Here is a 24,289-nt window from a genome sequence, read left to right on the forward strand (position 1 = left end):
GACCCGTATCGGGATGGCCTTGCCGTCATCCCGGCCCTCACGGAGGTCTCTTTCATGAACATCCTGTCACGCGTGGCATCAGCCGCGGCCGGATTGCTCGTGCTTGTGCTCGTGGCAATCACTGCAGCCTCGGTGGTTACCCGCTATGTTTTCGCCGCCCCGTTTCAATGGACGGAAGAACTGTCCGGCCTGCTGATGATCTGGATCGTCCTTCTTGGTGCTATCGGGTGTGAATTTCACCGCGAACATCTTACGATCGACGTTGTAATGTCATCGCTGCCGGATCGCCTTCGCAACGTGATCGCGCTCACAATCGGCTTTCTGTCGCTGGGGCTGCTGATCGCAATGTCCTGGCTGGGCTGGGAACTGGCGCGATCCGCAATCACCAAGCAGACCCGGCTTCTGGGCATCTCGTGGTTCTGGATCGATATTGCCGTGGTCGTCGGCGCCGCCGGCATCGCCATTGTGCTGCTCGCACGCCTGATCGCCGCTCTGACGGGACGCGAAAAATTCGAGGACGAGAGTGTCATCGACCTTGTCATGGCAGAGGCGCATGCAACGGGAGCAGACAAATGACCTGGGCCATCATCATCGTCGTGATGTTCGCGCTTTTCGCGTTGAACATGCGGATCTACCTGGCGATGTTCGCGGCGATCCTTGCCTATTTCGTATTCTTTGCTGACATCCCCCTGCAAATCGGCATTCAGCGCCTGATTGCGCCGACTCAGAACACCTCCTTGCTGGCGATCCCGTTCTTCGTGCTTCTCGGGACGCTTCTTGGCACCACCGGGATCGCGGGGCGCCTGTTGATGCTCGCTGATCTGCTTGTCGGGCGCCTGCGCGGAGGTCTCGGGCATACCAACGTCATGCTCTCGACCCTGATGGGCGGCATTTCCGCCTCGAACCTTGCCGATGCCGCGATGATGTGCCGCATGGTGGTTCCGAACATGCAAAAGGCCGGCTATCGCCGCGGCACCGCTGCCGCGATCACGGCAGCTTCGTCGCTGATCACCCCTATCCTGCCGCCGGGCATTGCCCTGATCATCTATGGTCTTGTGGCCGATGTTTCGATCGGCTCGATGTTCGTGGCGGGCATCTTGCCGGGTCTGCTTTGCTCCGCGCTTTTGATCGCCGCTGTTTATATCGTCGCCCGGCGCGAGGGCCAGCCGCCTTCACGGGAAAGCTGGCCTACCGCACGCGAAACTGGGATCACGGTTCTCGGCGCATGGCCCGCGATCCTGCTCGTGGCCGTCATCATCGGCGGTATCCGCTTTGGCGTATTCACCCCGTCCGAGGCTGGCGCGGTTGCCACTGTCATCACCATCCTGATCGGGCTTTTTGTTTATCGCGAAATGAACGGACGGGATCTGGCGGCAGCATTCAGCATGACCGCCCGGCAGACGGCCGCAGTTCTGCTGGTCATCATGATGTCGTCGGCTCTGGCCTGGATCTTCACCCTGGAGCGTGCAGGGGTCGAACTGGCCGACTGGATCACTGCACTGACATCGAATCCCTGGCTTTTTCTGCTGGTGGTGAACCTTGCGTTGCTGGTTCTCGGGATGTTCATCGAAGGCAACGCGCTTCTTATCATTCTGGTGCCACTGCTGAAGCCGGTCGTGGTCGATCTGGGGATCGATCCGGTGCATTTCGGTATCGTCATGATCCTGAACCTTGCGATCGGCACCCTGACGCCGCCTGTGGGAACGGTCATGCTGCTGACATGTAATCTGACGGGAACCTCCATCACAGAGTTCCTGAAGGATGGCTGGCCCTTCATGTTGGCGCTGATCGTCGCCCTGGCGCTTGTGACCTTCGTGCCCGCGCTGTCACTTGCCCTGATCTAACTGAAGGAACGGAATTGTCATGACGAACTTTCCGAACGAGATGCAATCACTGGTCTGCGACCAGCCGGGCCGTCTCGAACTGGTCACGCGACCGCGCCCCGAGGACCGTCCCGGACATATCCGGCTGAAAATCGAGGCGATCGGCATCTGCGGAACGGACTATCACATCTACAAGGGCCAGCAGCCCTTTCTGTCCTATCCGCGCATCATGGGACACGAGCTTGCCGCGCGCGCGATGCAGGACAGTTCCGACGGCCGCATCAAGGGTGGCGATTTGGTGGCGGTCAATCCCTATATCACCTGCGGCGAATGCCGTGCCTGCACCACCGGCAAGCCCAATTGCTGCGAGAATATCGGTGTGCTCGGTGTTCATCGCGACGGCGGCATGTGCGAGGAGATCGTGATCCCCGAGGCCAACGCCTATGCCGCGCCCGGGCTGCAACCGCGGGCCGCCGCGATGGTGGAATTCCTGGCCATCGGCGCCCACGGCGTGCACCGCGCCGGTATCGGCTCGGGTTCGACGGCGCTTGTGGTGGGCGCTGGCCCCATTGGACTGGGAGCGGCGCTGTTTGCGCAGATCGCCGGGGCCAGCGTGACCGTACGCGACACCTCGTCCGAGCGACTTGACCTGGCCCGTGCGATCCTGCCCGATGCGACATGCGAAACCGTGGATGCAGCGGGCGGCGGGGCATTTGATGCGGTCTTCGACGCGACCGGCAACATCAAGGCAATGAATGCCGGCCTGCGTTTCGTAGCCCATGGTGGGGCCTATGTTCTGCTTTCTGTGGTCAAGGGCGATCTGCTCTTTGCCGATCCCGAGTTTCACAAGCGTGAAACAACGCTTTTCGCCAGCCGCAACGCGCTGAAGGCCGATTTCGAGCATGTGATGGACTGCATGGCGCGCGGGCTCGTCCCCATCGACGCCTTCGGCACCCATAGCACGACTCTTGAAGCAGCCGTAACCGACCTGCCAAAATGGGCCGAAGATCGCAATACTGTCGTCAAGGCACTGATCCATGTCTGATGTCACCACTCCCATCGTGCAGTTCGGCACCTCGCGTTTTCTGCAGGCCCATGCAGATCTGTTCTTTCAGGAAGGCACGCCACAACGAGCGGTAACGGTCATCCAGTCATCCGGCGATCCTGATCGCCGCAAGCGCCTCGCCCATCTCACAGGCAGTTATCCGGTCCGCATCCGCGGCCTTCAGGATGGCAAGACCGTGGATGAAGAGCGCTGCGTCGAAATCGTCCGCCGCACGCTGTCTACCACTACCGATTGGGACGAAGTTACACGTGTCGTCACCGAAGAGGCGATCGCCATCCTGTCCAACACCGGCGACAGCGGCTATGATCCGTTGCCCGGTGACGAGACCGGCAATGATCCCCGGGACATGAGCTACCCGGCCAAGCTCTATCATCTCCTTGCCCACCGCCATTCGGCCGGTGCGGCGCCTCTTGACATCTTTCCGATGGAACTGATCTCCGACAACGGCATCGTTCTGCGGGATCGCGTGACACAGATCGCCCGCGCCCGGTCAGCCCCGGACGCATTGATGAACTGGCTGGCAAAATGCCGTTGGGCAGTCTCTCTCGTCGATCGGATCGTGTCAGAGCCGATCGAACCAGCCGGCGCAGTGGCCGAACCCTACGCGCTTTGGGCCATAGAAACCCAACCGGGCCTTGCCGCGCCTACCTCGCATCCTGCGATCCGCATGGTTGACGATATCGAGCGGATCGAACGGCTGAAGCTCCATATACTGAACCTTTGCCATACCGTGCTTGTCCAGCTCTGGATGGAGGCGAATGGCGAGTCCGACCTGACCGTCAATGCCGCGATGAAGGGGTCACTTGGGCAGCGGATGCAGGCCATCGCCGAGACGGAGGTTTTACGAGGATTTGCCGCGCACGGCATGAAGGATGCCGCGGCAGACTATCTTGCGACCACATTAGAGCGGTTTCGCAACCCGTTTCTGGAACATCGTCTCTCGGACATCGCGCAAAATCACCCCCAGAAGATCCAGCGCCGGATCGGTGCGTTCCTCGAATGGGTCCGCGAGGTGGAGGCGGAGTTCGAGGCCCCGCAACTGCAGCGGATCGCGAGCAAGGAAAATACGGCATGAGCACCGGAGCAATGATCCTTTCCGAAATCGACACTGTGGCAATCGCGCTAACCGATTGGCCGGCGGGGGAGACTCGTGCCGGGGTCACTGCTGTCGAGGAAATCACGCGCGGCCACAAGATTGCCCGTCTGCCAATGGCAAAGGGCGATCCCGTCATTAAATACGGTCAAATGATGGGTATCGCCTCGGAGGACATCGCTGTGGGTGCCCATGTCCATACGCATAATTGCGGCTTTCCCAGGGATCATGCCGAAATGCCGGCCCCCAGGGCGACGACGCCCGAACCGCCCGAAAGGCGCAGCTTCGAGGGCTACCTGCGTCCTGATGGCCGGGTCGGAACCCGCAACTATATCGGAATCCTCGCCTCGGTGAATTGCTCGACCACTGTCTGCGATGCGATAGCGGCCGAAGCCAACCGCACCCTTTTACCGAAATACCCCGGCATCGACGGCTTTGCACCCCTTATCCACGGGCAGGGCTGCGGGATGGAACACAAGGGGCCCGACTATGACGCGCTGATCCGTGTGATGAAGGGTTATCGCGATCATCCGAATTTCGGCGGCATCATCATCGTGGGTCTTGGCTGCGAGGTGAACCAGCTGACGCTTTATCCGCCAAACGACTGGACCAGGGACCGTTACCACAGTTTCAACATGCAGGAGGTGGGCGGCTCGCGCTCTGCGGTAAGACGGGCGCTGGAGCTGTTGGAACCGATTGCGGCGGCAGCCAACCGTGACCGGCGCACGACACAGGATATCTCTAGACTCATCCTGGGGATGCAATGCGGCGGCTCGGACGGTTTCTCGGGTATCACATGCAATCCGGCGCTCGGCCATGCCTCCGACCTGCTGGTGGCGGCGGGCGGCACCTCCATTCTCAGCGAAACCCCCGAGATCTTCGGCGCCGAGCATCTGCTGATCTCACGTGCGAACAGCGAAGATGGGGCGCGCCTGCGCGGCATGATCGACTGGTGGCGCGATTATGCCGCCCGGAACGGCACCACTCTCGACAACAACCCCTCTCCGGGGAACAAGCGCGGCGGACTGACGACGATCCTCGAAAAATCCCTTGGCGCGGTTGCCAAGGGTGGCGTATCGCCCATGTCCGGCGTCCATGGCTATGCAGAGCGTATCGACGGGCCCGGCTTCGTGTATATGGACAGCCCCGGCTATGATCCTGTCGTCGCCACCGGGCAGATCGCCGCCGGGGCGAATGCACTCTGCTTTACGACCGGGCGCGGATCCTGTGCCGGCTACAAACCCACGCCGTCGCTGAAACTGGCGTCCAACTCTGAAATGGCCCGCAACATGGCCGAGGATATGGATATTGATTGCGGAGTGATCGTGGATCGGGGAGTGCCAATAGCCGAAATGGGCCGTCGCATCTACGACAGTATCCTGGACATGGCTTCGGGGCAGCAAACGAAATCCGAAGCTCTGGGCTATGGTGACAATGAATTCGTACCCTGGAAGATCGGTGCGACGCTATAAGCCGGCAACCCCGGATTCGTTTTCAAGATCATCCGCATTCGCGAGACATCGAGGTGTAGCCAATCGGGCGAGGATCATCGGGGATGGCCGTTCCTTGCCCCGAAGGTTATGGCCACTCCTGCCGCATTGTTCGATCCGGAACAGACCGTATTGGTCCTGACCGATCACGCCGCTCCCGCCTGGCTGGCGGGATTGACCGTGAACAGCGGATTTTCCAGCCAATAAGCGGCGCGTCACCGCCCGTTCGGAAAAGATTTACTCTTCCTCCTGCATCTCGTCTGCCAGGAAGTCCACGAAGGCCCGCACCTTGGGAAGGATGTATTGGCGCGAGGGATAGACGACATGGATCGAGGTTTCGACCGCGCTCCAATCATCAAGCGCCGTCACAAGCCTTCCTTCGGCAATATCCCGTTCCACATAGATATAGGGGATCAGGCTGAGCCCGAAGCCGACAAGCAGCGCGTCCCGAACCGCCAGGCTGGTCGTGACCTTATAGCGCCCGTCGACCGGCACGGATACGCTTTGCCCCATCCGCGCGAATGACCATTGCTGGACATGGCCCGAAAGCGTGAACTGCACGCAGTTATGCGCGCGCAGGTCATCAGGAATCCCGGGGCGGCCATATTGCGCGAAGTAACCCGGCGAGGCGCAGATCACATGCCGAAGCGTTGTCAGTTTGCGCGCGATCAGGCTGGAATCCTCCAGTCGGTCACTGCCACGAATGGCGACGTCTATCCCCTCCTTGACAAGATCGACCCGACGATCCTCCAGTTTCAGGTCAAGCGTCAGGTCGGGATGACGATCGAGAAAGCCGATGATAGCATCTGACAGGCGCGTCAATGTAAAGGCCATGGGGGCGCTGACCCGCAACAGCCCGCTTGGCATCTGCTGCAGGGGTCCCAGAGAATTGTCGGCATCCGAAAGGTCGTCGAGAACGCGGGCTATCTGCTCGTAATAGCGCTGGCCGGCTTCGGTCAGGCTCATCCGGCGCGTGGTTCGGTTGAGCAGGCGCACGCCAAGATGCGCCTCAAGTTCCCGGATGTTCTTGCTGATCGCGGCCGGGGAAAGTCCCAACCGGCGTGCTGCCTCGGCAAAGGAACCGCCTTCCACCGTTTGGCGGAATACCCGGAGAGCCTGCAACTGATCCATCGTTATTATTTACTTTTGGTTATGAGTTATGAAACTGGATAACGGATTATCCCGGCAGTGGAAAAGAATTATCTCGACCTCATCAGCGGCATCTTCGCTGAAACACATTATCGTCAAAGGTCGAGACAGATGAAAAATCCGATTATCACCGCCATCGAGAACCGTGTTTCAACCAATCTGTTCGATGCCGGGAAGGCATTGACCGACGCGCAGATCGAGGAACTCGCCAGCCTCGCCACGCGAGCGCCCACGGCCTACAACCTCCAGAACTGGCGTTTCATTGCCGCTCGGAGCGCCGAGGCCAAGGCACGCCTGCAGGCCGCCGCCTATGGGCAGACCAAGGTGGCGGAGGCTGCGGTGACTTATATCATCTGCGGGCAGCACCCTGTATCTGCGGTCATGGAGGAGCGGCTGCAACCCTCGGTCGAGGCAGGGTTCATGCCTTCCGACATGATCGGCGCATGGACGAAGGCGGTCGAGGACAACTATGGCGGCAATGCGCAGATGCAGCGGGACGAGGCAATTCGGACGGCAACTCTGGGCGCTGCATTCCTGATGTTCGCAGCAGAGGCCCATGGCCTGGCGACGGGGCCGATGGTTGGTTTCGATCCCGAGATTGTCGCGCGCGAGTTCAATCTGGCCGCAAACGAGATCCCGGTGGTGCTGATCGCGGTGGGGTATGCCCGGGAAGGCAACTGGCCGCAGAAACCGAGACTCCCGCTGTCACAGGTTCTGGATTTTGCCTGAGATCTTCCCCGCAAAGAGATGCCTTTAACTGATAAGGAAGAAACCAAATGGAAAACGGCAATGTGACAGGTGCGCATCTGGGCATGCTGCTTTGGGCAGCGATAGTCGGCGCCTCCTTCCCGGTTGTCGGCATGTTGAGCGAGGGGCTGCCGTCATTACTGTTGACGGCGATGCGTTTCGCGATCGCGGCGCTGGCAATGCTGCCGCTGGTCTGGCGGAAAGGACCGGAGATGCCCGATATCCTCGGCCTGCTGCTTTACGCGTTCATGGGGCTTTGCCTTGCCGGTTTCTTTGGCGTCATGTTCTGGGCTGCGCACCGTGTGAGCGCGCTTTCCATGTCGGCCCTGTTCGTATCCATGCCGCTGTTGGCCTATGGGATTGGCCGGGTTCTTGGCATAGAGCCGCGCGCAGCCCGCCTGCCGGCCGTTCTGGCCCTGGGCGCGGGCGGAGCAATTGCCCTTGCGCTTGCCCAAAGCGGCGGCAACCTGACCGCACTGCAATTCGGCCGGGGCGAAGGCGCGTTTTTTCTGGGCTGCATCGCTTCGGCCCTTTACCCGGTCCTGTCCAAATGGGGATTGGCCCGAGGCATCCTCTCATCCGACGCTGCCGTCAGGACTTTCTGGAGCCTTGCCATGGGGTGCGTCCTGATTGCACTGGCCGGTTTTGCCATGGAGCCCCTGACGGCCATGGCAAAGATGCAGCCCAAGGACATATTGCTGGTCGCCTATCTCGGGGTGTTTTCCAGCGGTGTCACATTCTGGCTGATGCAGCGCGGAACCGGGGTGCTGACGCCGGGTGCGGTGACGGCCTACAGCTATCTGGTGCCCTTCGTATCGATGCTGGCCCTGTTCGCCGCACGACCTGAGGTCATCGGCTGGCATTGGCTGCCGGGCAGCGCGCTGGTGATCACGGCGATGATCCTGCTCTTCCGCACGGGAGGCAGACAGCTTGCGGCTATTTCGCATGCCGATGCGGGAAGACTGCGCGGCTGATCCAGATGACATGATTTCGCTGCGCAGCCATGAATTTCCAATATGAAGATGACTGCACCGCGATGCCCGGACCTGCAGGATGATGGTTCCGGGCAACTCTTTCTCCTGAGCGCGCCTCGGGGAGCAGGTAATGTTGCTTGCGCTCCGACCTCGCAGGCCGCCAGGCCCCCTTACTGCCCCTGTTCGGCCTCTCTCATGTTTATGCAGGCAGCGCAACGGACATGGTTGACCTCCAGCCAGAGACTCCGGTCTGCAAATCCACTCTCGTCTCGCCTCTGCGCCCCGGCATATTGCCGCTCACCAGAAACACACAGCGGATTGCCCGGTTAACGGCCATGTGGCTCCTTCTTCACTGTCTGCCGAGCGAAGACCAAGGGCCGCATGCTGTTGCCCATGCGCCAGTGACGATGGGGCGATTCGTCCTCATTCTTCCCAATAACCCCCATGATCGCATCGGGGATTATCGGTTTTCCTGACGCAGGTTAAACCGGACGATCAAACTCGACCGCGTTTCCGATTTCTTCGGCGTGTTGCTGACCAGGACTGTCAGTGGCCTCCCACCACTCACCCAACGCATCGATAAGAGGCACAAGCGTTTCTCCGGCAGGGGTCAGATCGTATTCGACGCGAAGCGGGTAGCCATTGAACTCTGTCCGTTGCACGATACCCGCATCCTCCAGCTTTCGAAGCTCCAACGTCAACATCTTGTGGGAAATCGTCGGATTGTCCCGGCGAAGCTCGTTGAATCGCTTGGTGCCATCCTTGAGATAATAAATCAGCAATGTCGGCCAGCGACCGCTGAGCACCTGCATCACCTCTTCGATCGGGCAGCGGGAGACAAGGTTTTTCATTCTTCCTCCATGGTTACAAAAAGGTGCGTAATTTACTCCGGATAACACTCCGCTAGGTTCCAGCACAGCTGCGCAGCGTAATCATCGGAATTCACGGAGAACGTAAAATGGAACCCATTCTCATATACGGCTTCCCGGCGGGAAGCTCCATGGGCCTCGTTGCCGCCCTTGAATGGCTGGGCAAGCCCTATCGCCTTTGCCGCGTCGATATGCTGACCGAAATGCGAGAACCTTCCTATGCGCGGATCAATGCGCGCCACGAGACACCGGCGCTCATTACCGATAAGGGAGAAACGCTGACGGAAACAATGGCCATTGCCGCCTGGTTCGAGGCGAGAGATACCGAGCGGCGGATCAGCTTCGATCCGCTTTCGCCGGAAGCGAACCGGATGCATCAGGTGATGGCGTTCATCAATACAGGCTTCACCGCTGCCTTCGGCCCGTTATGGGCTGCCCTTGAGATGACACCTCCCAATCCTCCACTGCAGGCGGCGCTACGCGAATGGGGGCGCGAAGCCGTAATCAAACGCCACGATATGCTGGAAAAAATGGCCGGAGATGCTCCATTCCTGACGGGGGACAAACCGAAGCTTGCGGACGCCTTGTTCATCGGAATCGCCCGGTGGCTCAATTTCCATGAGGTTGCCGACCCGGAACGCTGGCCAAGGCTTGCAGCCATTCGGCAGAGGCTCGAAGCCGATCCCGCAGTCATTTATGCAACTGCGTTGGAAGGGGGCGAAACGAGACCGGGCAGCGGAGCTTGCCTCGGTCATATCGGTCTTGCGGAACTGATCGACCGGTTCGGTTCGTCGTCACCTTGGTCACCTTGAAGTTCGGGCATCGGCGAAAGCCATCAAGCCAGGTTTCGACTTCGGGCATTCATCCAGCCCGCCCTGATCGGGTCGCGACGCCGAGCTTTTTTGACTTTCGCCGATGGGACATTCAGGAGGATCGCCGTCAGGTCACTCTTGAGAGTCCCGTTGATCGCAATCCATCCTTGGGTATGGCGAGGTCAGCGGTAGACAGCTTGCAGTCAAATTCCTCAGGGCCGATCCGCGATGTCCCATGTCAACACCGGGATGCTGTGACATCCTCAGGGTAGTCAAATGCTTCGGCCCTGTAATCCGATGACGATGGAGCCGGTATCACCATCGAAACCAAGCCGTGACAATGATGCATTGCATCAGGCTGTTGGGCCGGTGGCCCATGGCATGGGACTGCGACCGTCAGGTCGCAAGTCCGCATCGCCGTTCTGAACGACGACACCGTGCTTGCCATACCTGTCACGAAGGTTGTGAGATAAGTCTGCCCGACGAAAGGGGAACCTCGCGCCTCAAAGGCTTTGTGCAAAGCCATTCTGATCAAGGTATCACCGGGACTGTGTCCCGGATCGGGGCCGCGCCGGCAAACGTCCCAGGCAATCTTCAATACTGGGATCATCTCATGCCTGAAACGGCTCTCACGCATCAATCCGGCTCGAACTTCTTCCGTCCTGCCACATCGGCGCGGCATCATCCCCAGCCCCTGCGCGCCCGGTTTTCATGCAGCATCGAAGCAATCTGCCCATATTATCGACAATGCCTGACCGCCCGGCATCGGAACTGCCCGAATCCTGTCCAACCAAGCGGGATTCCGCTGTTGTGATGCACGAGAGGGCGCGGCCTTCCCGGACAATCACAACAGGGACACCGGTCAGAGCACCGGTCGGAAAGGGTGATATGAAAACGACCACGAAACTGCTGATGCTGACCGGTGCGATCAGTTTGTCGCCCGGGGCATGGGCGCAAGAGGGCGAGCCGATCAAGATCGGCGTGCTGCATTCGCTGTCGGGCACCATGGCGATCTCGGAAACCACGCTGAAAGATACCGTTCTGATGATGGTCGAGCAGCAGAACGCCAAGGGTGGCGTTCTTGGCCGTCCGCTGGAGGCCGTGGTCGTTGATCCGGCCTCGGACTGGCCGCTATTCGCCGAGAAGGCGCGCGAATTGCTGACCGTCTCGGAAGTGGACGCGATTTTCGGCTGCTGGACCTCGGTATCCCGCAAATCCGTGCTTCCGGTGATCGAGGAACTGAACGGGCTGCTGTTCTACCCGGTGCAATACGAGGGCGAGGAGAGCTCCAGGAACGTCATCTATACCGGCGCCGCGCCGAACCAGCAGGCGATTCCGGCGGTGGAATACATGACCGAGGAATTGGGCGTCGAGAAATGGGCGCTGCTGGGCACCGATTACGTCTATCCGCGCACGACGAACAATATCCTTGAAAGCTATCTCAAGGATCAGGGTGTCGCGGCCGAGGACATCTTCGTCAATTACACGCCCTTCGGCCATTCCGACTGGTCCAAGATCGTCGCGGATGTCGTGGCGCTTGGCGCGGATGGCAAGAAGGTCGGCGTGGTCTCGACCATCAATGGCGACGCGAATGTCGGTTTTTACAAGGAACTGGCGGCGGCCGGTATTTCGGCGGATGATATCCCCGTCATGGCCTTTTCCGTCGGTGAAGAGGAATTGTCGGGACTGGATACCGGGAACCTCGTCGGGCACCTGGCGGCGTGGAACTATTTCCAGACCGCCGAAACCGACGAAAACGCGGCTTTCATCGAGGAATGGCACAAGTCCACCGGTGACGAGTCCCGTGTGACCAACGATCCGATGGAAGCGACCATGCTGGGCTTCAACCTGTGGGTTCAGGCCGTCGAGAAGGCGGGCAGCACCGATACCGATGCCGTGCTTGACGCTATCGTCGGGCTGGAGGTGCCGAACCTGACCGGTTCGACCGCGACGGTCCTGCCCAATCACCACCTGACCAAGCCGGTCCTGATCGGCGAGATCCGCGATGATGGGCAGTTCGATATCGTCAGCGAGACCGATCCCGTGCCGGGCGATGCCTGGACCGATTTCCTGCCGGAATCGGCGGTGCTGGATGCCGATTGGCCGGGCAAGGAATGCGGCATGTTCAACACCGAGACCGGAAGCTGCGTGCAGATCCAGTCGAATTACTGATCGTTGAACGGGAGGGCGCGCGCGTCCTCCCCCCTCCAATTCGGGAAAAGCAAACGTGACATCTTCGCTCCGTGCCCAGTCGCTCATTGCGCTTGCGCTGATGCTTCTAGTTTCCGCTCTTCCGGCACAGGCCAATCCTGAGCTGGAAGCGTTGATCGCCACGAACATGGATCAGATCGAGCGCCCTTCACGGCGGACGGTAGGGCCATTGATCAAGCAGATCGCCGCGACCGGCCCGGAAGGCAAGGCGATGCTGGCCGCGTGGACCGACCGGCGGCTTGGGCTGACCGATGACGGGCGGGTTGTGATCGTTGCCGGCGACGATATGGCCGATGCCGCAACCGGCGAGGCGGTGGCCGGTGCGGATCCGAAGATGCTGCGCCCCAATTCCGGCGTGCGCGGGTTGATCGACTCGGCATTGGTCGCCGGCCAGATATCCGATCCCGACCGGAAAATCCGGGTGCAGGCACTGGATTCCATCGCCCGCTCGGGCTCCGAAGAGCATCTGGCGGCGCTGCGCAATGCTCCACCTGATCCGGATCCGGCGCTGCAGGCCCGGAAAGAGCGGCTGGAGACCCTGCTGACCATTCAGTATGACGGCGACCCGCAGGCCCGTATTGCGGCGCTGAAGGAAATGTCGGGCGATGTCGGGCTGGATTTCCGCGCGGTGCTCAACCCGCTGCTGGCGACCCGCCGGGTTGCCGCGACTGAGGCGCCCGGGGACGCCAATATCGCCCGCGAACTCAAACCCGGCAGCGACGAGCTGTCCCGCGATGCCGCTTATGAATTGCTGAAATCGCAGGAACTCGCTCAGCCCCGCCTGACCCTCGCGGCACAGCGCGATATCCTGATCGCCAATATCGCGGATGGCCGCGTCGGCGGTATTCCGGTGACGGATCTGGGCGACCCGCAAGCCCGCGACCGCGCCTATGAGGCATTGGAGGCAGCGGGCACCGTCACCCCTGCCGCCACCGAGGCCGAGGCGCAAGAGGCCATCGACAGGCATCGCTATTACGAGATCTATGCCGAGCCGAACCCGGATGTCACCGAGGCCGCCAAATCCGCGCAGACGCGGGCGCAGGTGCGGCTGGCGGCGATGAAGGGGATTGACCTGGGACTCGATGCGCTGTCATTCGCCTCGATCTATTTCCTTGCCGCCATCGGGCTGGCCGTGACTTTCGGCGTCATGCGAGTCATCAATATGGCGCATGGCGAATTCATCATGATGGGCGCCTATACCGGCTATGTCGTCCAGACCCTGATACCGGACCGCACATTGTCGCTGATCGTGGCCCTGCCTGCCGCTTTCGCCGTCACTTTCGCCGCCGGTGTGGCATTGGAGCGGCTGGTGATCCGGCATCTTGCCAAGCGCCCGCTGGAAACCCTGCTGGCGACCTTTGGTGTCTCGATCGCGCTGCAACAGATCGCCAAGAATGTTTTCGGCACCCAGGCCCGCCCGCTGACCGCGCCGGAATGGCTGGAAGGGGCGATCACCTTCAACGACGTGATCTCGATCTCGACTATTCGCGCGGCGATTTTCGTGCTGGCGCTGTTGTTCCTCGGGCTGTTCCTGTTCATCATGAAGCGCACGAGGCTGGGGCTGGAGGTTCGCGCCGTCACACAGAACCCCGGCATGGCGGCAAGCATGGGCATCAACCCTGACCGCATCGCCATGCTGACCTTTGGCCTGGGTTCAGGCATCGCGGGAATCGCCGGCGTCGCCATCGGGCTGTTCGCCAAGGTCACCTCGGAATTAGGGCAGGATTACATTGTGCAAAGCTTCATGACCGTGGTAGTCGGCGGTGTCGGCAATATCTGGGGCACGCTGGCGGGGGCGGGGCTGATCGGCGCACTGTCCAAGATCATCGAGTCGCTTAACCCCTCGAACACGCTGGCGGCACAGACCTTCATGATCCTGTTCATCATCATCTTCATCCAGTTCCGGCCGCGCGGGATCATCCCGCAAAAGGGCCGCGCGGCAGAGGCGTAAATGACCCGCAAACCCTTCATCCTGCGCAACCCTTCGGTGCTGCTCATGCTGGCCGTGCTGGCGGTTTTCACCGCGGCCGTCACCCTGATGAGCCAGGCCTATGGCAGCGGCGCGGTCCCGACCTCGATGGTCAAGGTGCTGGGCAAGACGCTGTGCCTTGCCCTTGCCGCCGTGGCGATGGACCTTGTCTGGGGTTATATCGGCATTCTCAGCCTCGGGCAGATGGCCTTCTTCGCGCTTGGCGGCTACATGATCGGCCAGTGGCTGATGTATGCAAGGACCGAGGCGATCGTCGCCGCCTCGCTGGCGCAGGCACCGATCCCGCCCACGCCGCTGGAACTGCAAGAGGCCACCGCCAGCCAGATTTTCGGCGTGGTCGGCTCGTCGGACCTGCCTATGGTTTGGAGTTTTGCCCATTCGCTGCCGCTCCAGTTGTTGCTGGTCGTCGCGGTGCCCGGCCTGCTGGCGCTGGTCTTCGGCTGGCTGGCGTTCCGTTCGCGGGTCAACGGGGTCTACCTGTCGATCCTGACGCAGGCCATGACGCTGGCGCTTGCCCTGTGGCTGTTCCAGAACGATTCCGGCTTTCGCGGCAATAACGGGCTGTCGGGCTTGCAGAATATTCCCGGCCTCGACGGCGTGTCGCAGGCGCGGCTGTCAATCTGGTTCCTCTGGGCTTCCGCCGCCGCGCTCGGGCTTGGATATGTGCTGATCGCGTGGCTGGTCGGCGGCAAGTTCGGCTCCGTGATCCGCGCCATCCGCGACGATGAAACCCGCGTGCGTTTCCTTGGCTACCCTGTCGAGGGCTTCAAGCTGGTGGTCTTCACCCTCGCCGCCATGATCACCGCGGTCGCAGGTGCGCTTTATTACCCGCAGGCGGGGATCATCAACCCGGCGGAACTGGCGCCCATCGCCTCGATCTACCTTGCCGTATGGGTCGCCATCGGCGGACGCGGACGGCTCTATGGCGCGGTGATCGGTGCGGTCTTCGTTTCGCTGTTGTCGAGCTGGTTCACCGGCGGTCGGGCGCCCGATCTTGCCTTGCCGGGCTATGTCGTCAAATGGGTGGACTGGTGGCAGGTGGCGCTTGGCCTGTCATTCGTCCTCGTCACCCTGTTCGCGCCCCGGGGCATCGCCGGGTTCTTCGATCTGTTCACCCGCCGCAAGGAGAGCGGATCATGAGCGCATTACTGGAAGTCTCCGGCGTCTCGGTCAGTTTCGACGGGTTCAGGGCGATCGACAACCTGTCCTTCAGCATCGGCCCCGCTGAGCTGCGCGCAGTGATTGGCCCGAATGGGGCGGGTAAAACCACCTTCATGGATATCATCACCGGCAAAACCCGCCCGGATGCGGGCGAGGTGCTGTGGGGTGAATACTCCCGTTCATTGCTGAAAATGAACGAGGCGCAGATCGCCCGCGCAGGCATCGGCCGAAAGTTCCAGCGCCCCACGGTCTTCGAGGATCAATCCGTTGCCGACAACCTGACCATGGCGCTCAGGGCCAATCGCAATCCCTTCAGCGTTCTTGGCTGGCGTGCCTCGCCATCGTCGGATCAACGTGTCACGGAGCTTGCCGCCGAGGTCGGGCTGGCCGAACAGGTGAACCGCAAGGCGGGCGAGTTGAGCCACGGTCAGAAACAATGGCTGGAGATCGGCATGCTGCTGGCGCAGGAGCCTCGGCTGTTGCTGGTCGATGAACCGGCGGCGGGCATGACCCTGGCCGAGCGCGAGCAGACCACCACGCTCTTGCGCCGGTTGGCCGAGACGCATGCGGTAGTCGTGGTCGAACATGACATGGACTTTGTTCGACGCCTGAACTGCAAGGTGACGGTGCTTCATCAAGGATCGGTTCTGGCCGAGGGCAGCCTGGATCACGTCACCCGCAATCCGCAAGTCATCGAAGTCTATCTGGGACGCTGATCATGCTGAATGCCACCAACCTGACCCTGCATTACGGCGGCTCGCAAATCCTGTACGGCATCGATATCGCGGCTGCCCCCGGGCAGGTGACCTGCGTTATGGGGAATAACGGCGTGGGCAAGACCTCGCTTCTGAACCTGCTGGCCGGGCGGCATCCGCGATCGGGAGGCGAGATCATTTTCGATGGCCAGAATCTGGGCCGCCCGACGGCGCAGGCCATGGCGCGGATGGGCGTGGGCTATGTGCCACAGGGACGCGCAATCTTTCCGATGCTGACGGTCCGCGAGAACATGGAGACGGGCTTTGCCTGCCTGCCCCGCGCCGAGCGTCGCATTCCCGACGAGATATTCGACAGCTTCCCGGTTCTTGCGGAAATGTCTTATCGGCGCGGCGGTGATCTGTCGGGCGGGCAGCAACAGCAACTGGCCATCGCCCGTGCGCTGATCACCCGTCCGCGCCTACTGCTGCTGGATGAGCCTACCGAGGGCATCCAGCCCAATATCATCGCCCAGATCAGCCGTGTCATCGCCTCCCTTCGTGACCGGGGGGACATGGCGATTATCCTTGTCGAGCAGTTCTTCGACTTTGCCTGGGAACTGGGCGACAGATTCCTGGTGCTGGAACGTGGCCGGACAGTCATGCACGGGCCGAAATCCGATCTTCGGCGCGGCGAGCTGCATGCCCGGCTGGCCGGTCACCCAAGCACAGCGGAGTGATCCTGCGGCAGCGTCGGACAATTCCTGTTTGCAACGGCGCCTCAATGATCCGCCGTCAATGAGTTGCTCAAATATGTGACACGATGCCCTGTATTCGGGCACATAACCCGAGATTCCCTTGTCGTTCTGCCCAATTTGACAGCGCATTGTTGAGGCTGCTCCATTGAACTTTTCAATGGGAGCATGCTCGACACGTCCCACATATCCAGTTTTCAGCGAAGTCATGGACAGGCCCGGATCGTCCTTGGTCCGCGTGGCATTGTCGATCTGGCCCAATCCGGCTCAGCCAAGGCGATGCTGCCACGGGCTACCGCCGGATTGCCCGAGATCGTGTTCCTGAACACATCCGGCGGGCTGACCGCGGATGACCAGTTGGAATACGGCGTTGAATTACGCTCTGGCACGCGCGCGCTGGCAACCACCCAGACAGCAGAACGCGCCTATCGTGCCGAGGGCAATGCGGCCAGCTCCCATGTGCGATTGAGCATCGGCAAGAACGGCTGGCTGGACTGGCTGCCGCAGGAAACCATCCTCTTCGATGGCGCCGCGCTCGACCGGGTGACCGAGGTCGACCTTGCAGCGGGCGCGGGATGCCTGCTGCTTGAGATTATCGTGCTGGGCCGGCTGGCCATGGGCGAGACAGTGTCGCATCTGCACTTGCGCGACCGCAGGGTGGTCCGGCGCGAAGGACACATCTTGCATCACGACGCGCTGGCACTGAACGATGCCGGTCTGCGGCGACTGGACGGTGCGGCAATGCTGAACGGGGCGCGGGCCATGGCGACTTTGACCATGATTGCCCCGCATGCGCCGGATTTTCTGGGCTGCGTCCGCGATGTTCTAAATGAGCCCGGCGTGACATCCGCCGCCAGTGCGCCGCCCGGACGGCTGGTCCTGCGGTTCCTGGCCAGAGATGACTGGCCGCTGCGGCGGCAGATCAACCGGCTGCTCGCGGCACTGCGCCCCAATTCCCTTCCACGTATCTGGCAGGTCTGATCCATGAACCTTACCCCCCGTGAACGCGAGAAGCTTCTGGTCTCGGTCGCCGCGATGGTCGCCCGCGGGCGGCTGGCCCGTGGCGTCAAGCTGAACCATCCCGAGGCCATCGCCCTGATCACCGATTTCGTCGTCGAGGGCGCGCGTGACGGCCGCAGTGTGGCCGATCTGATGCAGGCGGGCGCGCATGTGATCACTGCCGGGCAATGTATGCAGGGCGTGCCCGAAATGATCGAGTCGGTGCAGGTCGAGGCCACCTTTCCCGACGGCACCAAGCTGGTTACCGTCCATCATCCGATCCGCGAGGAGGCTTGAATGAAACGATTTTTCACTCTTACCGCTGCAACCGCAACCCTGCCCGGCCTGGCACTTGCGCATCCCGGCCACGAGACCGGGCAGTTCATGGGCGGGTTGTCCCATCCGGTCGGTGGGGCCGACCATTTGCTGGCCATGGTCGCGCTTGGCCTGCTGGCGGCGCAGATCGGCGGCCGGGCGCTCTGGACACTGCCTGCCGCATTCGTCGCCGCTATGATCGCCGGCGGGCTGTCGGGTTGGGCGGGGCTGCCATTTCCCGGGGTCGAGCCGATGATCCTTGCCTCGGTGGTGATCCTTGGTGCGCTCGTGGCGATGGCCATGCGCCCGCCGATGGCGGTGCTGCTGCCGGGCGTCGCCATCTTCGGCTTTGCCCATGGCTGGGCGCATGGGGCAGAGGGCCCGGCGCAGGGGCTGATTCCCTACGCAGTGGGTTTCGCCGCCGCGACCATGGCGCTGCATCTGCTGGGCATCGGTATCGGCAGGCTGCTGCAGCGCGGGGCGTTACTGCGCGGAATCGGCGGCGGCACGGCGCTGGCCGGTCTTGCCCTTATGGTTGCGGGCTAGGCCATGATCCCCGGTGAAATCATCCCCGCCAAGGGCGAGATCGCGCTGAACGAGGGCCGCGAGCCGGTCACCCTCATGGTCGCCAATAGCGGCGACCGTCCCATCCAGGTCGGCAGCCATTACCATTTTGCCGAAACCAACCCGGCGCTGCGCTTCGACCGCGCCGCTGCCCGTGGCATGCGCCTGTGCATCCCGGCAGGCACCGCCGTGCGCTTCGAGCCGGGACAGTCGCGCGAAGTGCGGCTGATCCCCTATGCGGGCGACCGGATCGTGCAGGGCTTCCGCAAAGACATCATGGGGGCCTTGTCATGGCCGTGACGCTTTCCCGCGCCGATTACGCGGCGATGTATGGCCCGACAAGTGGCGACCGCATCCGGCTGGCCGATACCGAACTGCTGATCGAGGTCGAGCGCGACCTGACCATCCCCGGCGAAGAGGTCAAATTCGGCGGCGGCAAGGTGGTGCGTGACGGTATGGGCCAGTCCCAGATCACGCGCGAGGGCGGCGCGATGGATACCGTCATCACGGGCGTGGTGGTGTTCGATCATCAGGGCATCACCAAGGCCGATGTTGGGCTGAAAGACGGCCGTATCGCCGGGATCGGCAAGGCGGGCAATCCCGACACGCAGCCGGGCGTCACCCTGATCATCGGCCCGGGAACCGAGATCATCGCGGGCGAGGGCCGCATCCTGACTCCCGGCGGTTTCGACTGCCATATCCATTACATCTGCCCGCAGCAGGTCGATCACGCGCTGCATTCCGGTGTCACCACCCTGCTTGGCGGCGGCACCGGCCCCGCGCATGGCACGCTGGCCACCACCTGCACGCCCGGCCCCTGGCATATCGCCCGGATGCTGGAGGCCTGTGCCGATCTGCCGGTCAATATCGGGGTGGCGGGCAAGGGCAATGCCTCGCGCCCCGAACCGTTGGAGGAACAGGTCCGCGCCGGGGCCTGCGCTCTGAAGCTGCACGAGGACTGGGGCACTACGCCCGCCGCCATCGACAATTGCCTGGGCGTAGCCGACGCGATGGATGTGCAGGTGATGATCCATACCGACACGCTGAACGAATCCGGTTTTGTCGAGGACACGATGGCCGCCATCGGCGGGCGCACGATCCATGCCTATCACACCGAGGGCGCGGGCGGCGGTCATGCCCCCGACATCATCCGCATGGTGGGCATGGGCAATGTGCTGCCCTCATCGACCAACCCGACCCGGCCCTACACGGCAAATACCGTCGAAGAGCATCTCGACATGCTGATGGTCTGCCACCATCTCGACCGCCGCGTGCCCGAGGATGTGGCCTTCGCCGAAAGCCGCATCCGGCGCGAGACCATCGCCGCCGAGGATATCCTGCATGATCTGGGCGCCTTCAGCGTGATCTCGTCGGACAGCCAGGCGATGGGGCGCGTGGGCGAGGTGATCATCCGCACATGGCAGACTGCCGACAAGATGCGTCGTCAGCGCGGGCGGCTGGATGGCGAGCAGGGCGAGAACGATAACCTGCGCGCCCGCCGCTACATCGCCAAATACACGATCAACCCGGCTATCGCGCATGGCGTCAGCGCCCATATCGGCAGTATCGAAACCGGCAAGCGCGCCGATCTGGTCCTGTGGTCCCCGGCATTCTTCGGCGTCAAACCCGAGATGGTGCTTGTTGGCGGCCAGATCAGCGTGGCGCAGATGGGCGATCCGAACGGCTCGATCCCGGTGCAGCCGGTCTTCAGCCGCCCGATGTGGGGGCATTCGCGCCGGTCTTCAGCGCTGTTCCTGTCACATGCGGGGCTGGAAGCCGGGGCGGGCGACCGCCTGGACAAGACCCTGATTGCGGTCGAACACACCCGGGGCATCGGCAAATCCGACATGGTGCTGAACGATGCCATGCCCGAGATCGAGGTCGATCCCGAGACCTACGAGGTCCGCGCCGACGGTGCGTTGCTGACCTGCGAACCCGCGAGTGAACTGCCCATGGCGCAACGCTATTTCCTGTTCTGAGGAGTCCCCGATGATCCCCCATAGTCACCAGGTCATCCGCAACGCCTCCGGCCCTTTCGATGGTAGCGTGGAGCTCGATTACGAGGGCCGGTTGCTGCGTCGCAAGCGGCTGGCCTGCGATGCGGGCGATTTCCTTGTAGATCTGCCCGAGGTCACCAGCCTCGAGGATGGCGACGCCTTCCTGCTGTCGGATGGCCGCCGCATCACCGTTCATGCCGCCGCCGAGCCGGTGCTGGTCATTCGCGGCGATCTGCCCCGCCTCGCATGGCATATCGGCAACCGCCACACCCCCTGCCGGATCGAGGCCGACCGGCTGATCATCCGCGCCGATCACGTGCTGGAGGCGATGCTGGAACAGCTTGGCGCGCGGCTCGAACATGCCACGCTGCCCTTCAGCCCCGAGAAGGGCGCCTATGGCCATGGCCGCACTTTCGGCCACGATCACGGTCATTCTCATTCCCACGCGCATGACCATCAACACGATCACGCCTGACACTGCCCGGTTAAGATTGGCGCAATATCTGTCGCCTGCTTTCCCAACCGGCGGGTTTGCGTGGTCACAGGGGCTGGAATGGGCAATCAATCAGGGCGCAGCGACCCGCAAGACCCTGCCGCAGTGGCTGGCAGACTGGCTGGAGCATGGCGGCGGCTGGACGGATGCGGTATTGGCCACGCTGTCCCTGCGGCCTGATGCCAATCATGTCGGGCTCGATGATCTGGCGCGAGCGGCCTGCATGACCTCCGAGCGGCTGACCGAAACGGTCGAGCAGGGCACGGCCTTCGCAGCCAACGTAACGGCGATCACCGGCGAACCCCATGCCGCCGCCACCCTGCCCGTCGCTTTCGGACGAGCCTGTGCCGGATTTCCGCTGCCGGTGCCCGAGATGATTGCGGTCTACCTGCAAGCGCAAGCCAGCGCATTGATCTCGGCGGCGGTCCGTTTCATGCCGCTTGGCCCGGTTGAGGGGCAAACAATGCTGGCCGAACTGCAACCGGCAATGCTTGCAACAGCATCTCGCGCCGCCTCGGCCCGCGAAACTGACCTGACCAGTGCGACATGGGGCGCCGATATTGCTGCCATGTCGCATGAAACCATGATTGTAAGGATTTTCAGATCATGAGCCTCAACGGACCTCTTCGTGTCGGCATCGGCGGCCCCGTCGGCGCGGGCAAGACCACCTTGACCGAGCAACTGGCGCGGCATCTCGCTCCGCGCCTGTCCATGGCTGTGATCACCAATGACATATACACCCGCGAGGATGCCGAGGCGCTGATGCGCGCGCAGGTCCTGCCGCAGGAGCGTATCCGCGGCGTCGAGACCGGCGGCTGTCCGCACACCGCGATCCGCGAGGATGCCAGCATCAACCTTGCCGCCATCGCTGATCTGAACACTGCCTTTCCCGATCTCGATCTGGTGCTGATCGAGTCGGGCGGCGACAATCTAGCCGCGACATTCTCGCCCGAACTGGCCGATTTGACGATCTACGTGATCGACACCGCCGCGGGTCAGGACATTCCCCGCAAGCGCGGCCCCGGGCTCGCCCGCTCCGACCTGCTGGTGGTAAACAAGACCGATCTGGCGCCGCATGTCGGAGTCGACATCGCATTGCTGGAGGCCGATGCGCTTGAGGCAAGAGGGCCACGCCCGGTGGTCATGGCCTCGCTGCGCAAAGGAAACGGCGTCTCCGAAATCGTTGATTTTCTCATCCGCGAAGGCGGGTTGGAACTTGCTTCCGTCGAAAACTGACACGCTCCGGCCCTCCTTCGGAGATGCTGACAATGATTCAGTCGGTGGTGGAATGCCGGCCGCAGGTTCAATGGAGACCAAACTCGGCCATCAGTTGCTGACGGAACCGGACGAAACGAGCCTCGCTGCGATCACGCGGCCGAGGCAGGTCGATTTCGATCACACGTGGAGAGGCACTTTTTTCCTTTGGCAGAATTAGCACACGGTCGGCCAGGAAGATTGCCTCTTCGAGATCGTGGGTCACAAGCACCATCGTCACCCTCTCCTCGGTCCAGATCCGGGTGAGCTCTTCATGCATTGTCAGCTTGGTCATGGCATCCAGCGCACCCAATGGTTCATCGAGCAGCAAAATTTCCGGCTGTATCGTTAATGCGCGGGCAATGCCAACGCGTTGCGCCATACCCCCTGAAAGCTGTCGGGGCCAAGCTGCCTCGAACGCGGTGAGCCCTACCAGGCGAATGTAATGTCGCGCCCGATCTTCTGCCTCGCGGCGCGAAACGCCCTGAACTTCGAGGCCGAACGCCACGTTTCCGAGAACTGTAAGCCAAGGAAGAAGCCTTGGCTCCTGGAAAATCACCGCGCGTTCTTTTCCAAGGCCGTGGACCGGCGTTCCATCAATCAGCACGCCACCCGAGTCCGGCTCTTCCAGCCCTGCAAGGACCCGCAGCAAGGTTGTCTTGCCAGAACCGCTGGCGCCAACGATGGCGAGGCTTTCTCCGGCGGAGATGTCGAGATTGACGTTTTTGAGCACCGTCAGCTTGTCGCCGTCAATCTGAAAGGATTTGGAGAGATCACGGATGATGACCTCGCCTCTTGCGGAAAACCGGGTAATGGTCATGCGCCGGAGTCCTCATCCGTCTTTTTCCGTTCACCGGTCACCAGCAGAATGTCGGATGGGCTGAGTTGCCCATCTGCGAGGACACCTTCCCTGACCAGAACATCGATCCAGAACTGCACATCATGCTCCACCGGTAAACCGCCCTCGCGGACGCCATAGCCAGCAAAATATTGTGCCACCTCCGGGTTCTCGCCCCGTTCTTCCAACTGGCGAGCCATGATCTGACGGGTCTCTTCGGGATGTTCCCGCGCATAGTCCAGGGCTCGCGCTGACTGCTCGACAAAGACGCGGGCAGCCTCGGGATGCTCATCGACCCAGTCCCGGCGCAGGACGATAAAGCCGCCAGCGATGTCACCCAGCACGTCCGTATCGTCGAATACCGCACGCAAGCCGCCCTTCGCACGGGCAACGCCTTCAAAGGTTGTCTGCCAATATCCGAATGCGGCGATATCGACCTGCTTCGAGCGCAGGACCTGTTCCAGTTGCGGACCGGGTGCCACCACCAGATTAGCCGAGTCCTGTGGCAGGCCGACAGAGCGCAGCGCCTCTCGCACGGTGTGGTCCAGATGCGCGCCGAGCGTGTTGACGGCGATGGTCTTGCCGGCGATATCCTCGATGCTGCGGATCGGGCTATCCTCGAGCACGTAGAAGATAGATTGCACATCGTCATTTATGCCGTTGCTGGGATAAGCCGCCACGAAATCGTTGCCACTGGCGACCGAATTGAGAAAGGCCGGCGTCGCGGCGGAACCGATATCGACATTCCCCGAAGCGAGGGCAAAGAGCGATTCGGGACCGCTGCCGGAATAGCCGATGCTTTCGACGCTTATTCCGGTGCCCTCGAAATAACCGAGTTCCTGAGCAAGCTCATGCGCGGCGATACTGCCATGGGTGGAAAGAAAACGCATGGTGACATCCTCGGCATGCGCCGCGCCTGCAAGGCCGATGGCGATACCCGAGGCGGAAAGAAGGTTTCTGAACACTTGAGTCATGAGGCTGTCCTGTCGTGAATTTC

Annotated in this window: 25 protein-coding genes; 21 read left to right on the plus strand and 4 right to left on the minus strand. The window is 61.9% G+C overall.

Going from position 1 to position 24,289, the window contains the following annotated elements; translation table 11 throughout:
* The first annotated feature begins 54 nt into the window (after positions 1–54).
* Genes C9E81_RS04030 through C9E81_RS04050 form a run of 5 tightly spaced genes read left to right on the plus strand, consistent with a single transcriptional unit; the run spans position 55 to position 5,454 of the window.
* Complete coding sequence (locus C9E81_RS04030; RefSeq protein WP_122110990.1) at positions 55–576, plus strand: TRAP transporter small permease; 522 nt, start codon at positions 55–57, stop codon at positions 574–576.
* Entirely contained in the window at positions 573–1,844 is a 1,272-nt protein-coding gene (locus C9E81_RS04035) for a TRAP transporter large permease (protein ID WP_122110991.1), read from the plus strand. Before C9E81_RS04030 ends, C9E81_RS04035 begins: the two co-directional genes overlap by 4 nt.
* Positions 1,845–1,863: 19 nt before the next feature.
* Complete coding sequence (locus tag C9E81_RS04040; RefSeq protein WP_243698480.1) at positions 1,864–2,868, plus strand: zinc-binding alcohol dehydrogenase family protein; 1,005 nt, start codon at positions 1,864–1,866, stop codon at positions 2,866–2,868.
* Positions 2,861–3,964 (plus strand): mannitol dehydrogenase family protein, encoded by a 1,104-nt coding sequence (locus C9E81_RS04045; RefSeq protein WP_122110992.1) that lies wholly within the window; start codon positions 2,861–2,863, stop codon positions 3,962–3,964. The genes C9E81_RS04040 and C9E81_RS04045 overlap by 8 nt, the downstream gene beginning before the upstream one ends.
* Positions 3,961–5,454 (plus strand): UxaA family hydrolase, encoded by a 1,494-nt coding sequence (locus tag C9E81_RS04050; protein ID WP_122110993.1) that lies wholly within the window; start codon positions 3,961–3,963, stop codon positions 5,452–5,454. The genes C9E81_RS04045 and C9E81_RS04050 overlap by 4 nt, the downstream gene beginning before the upstream one ends.
* 255 nt (positions 5,455–5,709) lie before the next feature.
* On the opposite strand, the gene C9E81_RS04055 is transcribed toward C9E81_RS04050, so the two are convergent.
* Positions 5,710–6,603 carry a LysR family transcriptional regulator gene (locus tag C9E81_RS04055; RefSeq protein WP_122110994.1) on the minus strand — a complete coding sequence of 298 codons (894 nt, stop codon included), beginning with the start codon at positions 6,601–6,603 and terminating at the stop codon, positions 5,710–5,712.
* 129 nt (positions 6,604–6,732) lie between these two features.
* On the opposite strand from C9E81_RS04055, the gene C9E81_RS04060 reads away from it, so the two are divergent.
* Together C9E81_RS04060 and C9E81_RS04065 are read left to right on the plus strand one after the other, a co-directional pair.
* Entirely contained in the window at positions 6,733–7,350 is a 618-nt protein-coding gene (locus C9E81_RS04060) for a nitroreductase family protein (protein ID WP_122111164.1), read from the plus strand.
* Positions 7,351–7,397: 47 nt separating this feature from the next.
* Positions 7,398–8,342: a DMT family transporter gene (locus C9E81_RS04065; protein WP_208021078.1), complete on the plus strand. Its 945-nt coding sequence runs from the start codon at positions 7,398–7,400 to the stop codon at positions 8,340–8,342.
* 482 nt (positions 8,343–8,824) lie between these two features.
* On the opposite strand, the gene C9E81_RS04070 is transcribed toward C9E81_RS04065, so the two are convergent.
* Positions 8,825–9,193, minus strand: a complete 369-nt coding sequence (locus C9E81_RS04070; RefSeq protein ID WP_122110995.1) for a winged helix-turn-helix transcriptional regulator — start codon at positions 9,191–9,193, stop codon at positions 8,825–8,827.
* Between the two features lie 107 nt (positions 9,194–9,300).
* Between C9E81_RS04070 and C9E81_RS04075 the strand changes: the two genes are divergently transcribed.
* The 14 genes from C9E81_RS04075 (at position 9,301) to ureG (ending at position 22,436) form a co-directional block, all read left to right on the plus strand.
* On the plus strand, positions 9,301–10,023 hold the full coding sequence (locus tag C9E81_RS04075; protein WP_122110996.1) for a glutathione S-transferase family protein: 723 nt from the start codon (positions 9,301–9,303) through the stop codon (positions 10,021–10,023).
* An 888-nt stretch (positions 10,024–10,911) separates the two neighbouring features.
* Positions 10,912–12,195 (plus strand): urea ABC transporter substrate-binding protein, encoded by a 1,284-nt coding sequence (gene urtA / locus C9E81_RS04080; RefSeq protein WP_122110997.1) that lies wholly within the window; start codon positions 10,912–10,914, stop codon positions 12,193–12,195.
* A gap of 100 nt (positions 12,196–12,295) precedes the next feature.
* Positions 12,296–14,185: an urea ABC transporter permease subunit UrtB gene (gene urtB / locus C9E81_RS04085; protein WP_122111166.1), complete on the plus strand. Its 1,890-nt coding sequence runs from the start codon at positions 12,296–12,298 to the stop codon at positions 14,183–14,185.
* Entirely contained in the window at positions 14,186–15,364 is a 1,179-nt protein-coding gene (gene urtC / locus C9E81_RS04090; protein ID WP_122110998.1) for an urea ABC transporter permease subunit UrtC, read from the plus strand.
* Positions 15,361–16,101 carry an urea ABC transporter ATP-binding protein UrtD gene (gene urtD, locus C9E81_RS04095; RefSeq protein ID WP_122110999.1) on the plus strand — a complete coding sequence of 247 codons (741 nt, stop codon included), beginning with the start codon at positions 15,361–15,363 and terminating at the stop codon, positions 16,099–16,101. Before urtC ends, urtD begins: the two co-directional genes overlap by 4 nt.
* Before the next feature lie 2 nt (positions 16,102–16,103).
* Positions 16,104–16,817, plus strand: a complete 714-nt coding sequence (gene urtE, locus C9E81_RS04100) for an urea ABC transporter ATP-binding subunit UrtE (RefSeq protein ID WP_122111000.1) — start codon at positions 16,104–16,106, stop codon at positions 16,815–16,817.
* Positions 16,818–17,000: 183 nt separating this feature from the next.
* Entirely contained in the window at positions 17,001–17,813 is an 813-nt protein-coding gene (locus C9E81_RS04105; protein WP_122111001.1) for an urease accessory protein UreD, read from the plus strand.
* A gap of 3 nt (positions 17,814–17,816) precedes the next feature.
* Entirely contained in the window at positions 17,817–18,128 is a 312-nt protein-coding gene (locus C9E81_RS04110; protein WP_106692605.1) for an urease subunit gamma, read from the plus strand.
* Entirely contained in the window at positions 18,129–18,692 is a 564-nt protein-coding gene (locus tag C9E81_RS04115) for a HupE/UreJ family protein (RefSeq protein ID WP_122111002.1), read from the plus strand.
* A 3-nt stretch (positions 18,693–18,695) separates the two neighbouring features.
* Positions 18,696–19,010 (plus strand): urease subunit beta, encoded by a 315-nt coding sequence (locus C9E81_RS04120; RefSeq protein WP_122111003.1) that lies wholly within the window; start codon positions 18,696–18,698, stop codon positions 19,008–19,010.
* Positions 19,001–20,689, plus strand: coding sequence for an urease subunit alpha (gene ureC / locus C9E81_RS04125; RefSeq protein ID WP_122111004.1), 1,689 nt, complete (start codon positions 19,001–19,003; stop codon positions 20,687–20,689). Before C9E81_RS04120 ends, ureC begins: the two co-directional genes overlap by 10 nt.
* 10 nt (positions 20,690–20,699) lie before the next feature.
* Complete coding sequence (locus tag C9E81_RS04130; protein WP_122111005.1) at positions 20,700–21,182, plus strand: urease accessory protein UreE; 483 nt, start codon at positions 20,700–20,702, stop codon at positions 21,180–21,182.
* Positions 21,103–21,810, plus strand: coding sequence for an urease accessory protein UreF (locus C9E81_RS04135; RefSeq protein ID WP_243698481.1), 708 nt, complete (start codon positions 21,103–21,105; stop codon positions 21,808–21,810). The genes C9E81_RS04130 and C9E81_RS04135 overlap by 80 nt, the downstream gene beginning before the upstream one ends.
* Complete coding sequence (ureG, locus tag C9E81_RS04140) at positions 21,807–22,436, plus strand: urease accessory protein UreG (protein WP_122111007.1); 630 nt, start codon at positions 21,807–21,809, stop codon at positions 22,434–22,436. Before C9E81_RS04135 ends, ureG begins: the two co-directional genes overlap by 4 nt.
* Positions 22,437–22,503: 67 nt before the next feature.
* On the opposite strand, the gene C9E81_RS04145 is transcribed toward ureG, so the two are convergent.
* The gene (locus C9E81_RS04145) at positions 22,504–23,274 is read right to left on the minus strand and encodes an ABC transporter ATP-binding protein (RefSeq protein WP_122111008.1); all 771 of its coding nucleotides are present in this window, start codon (positions 23,272–23,274) and stop codon (positions 22,504–22,506) included.
* Entirely contained in the window at positions 23,271–24,266 is a 996-nt protein-coding gene (locus C9E81_RS04150) for an ABC transporter substrate-binding protein (RefSeq protein WP_122111009.1), read from the minus strand. The genes C9E81_RS04145 and C9E81_RS04150 overlap by 4 nt, the downstream gene beginning before the upstream one ends.
* Positions 24,267–24,289: the final 23 nt, after the last annotated feature.

Origin of the sequence: Paracoccus alkanivorans (assembly GCF_003697785.1) — a bacterium.
GTDB lineage: Bacteria > Pseudomonadota > Alphaproteobacteria > Rhodobacterales > Rhodobacteraceae > Paracoccus > Paracoccus alkanivorans.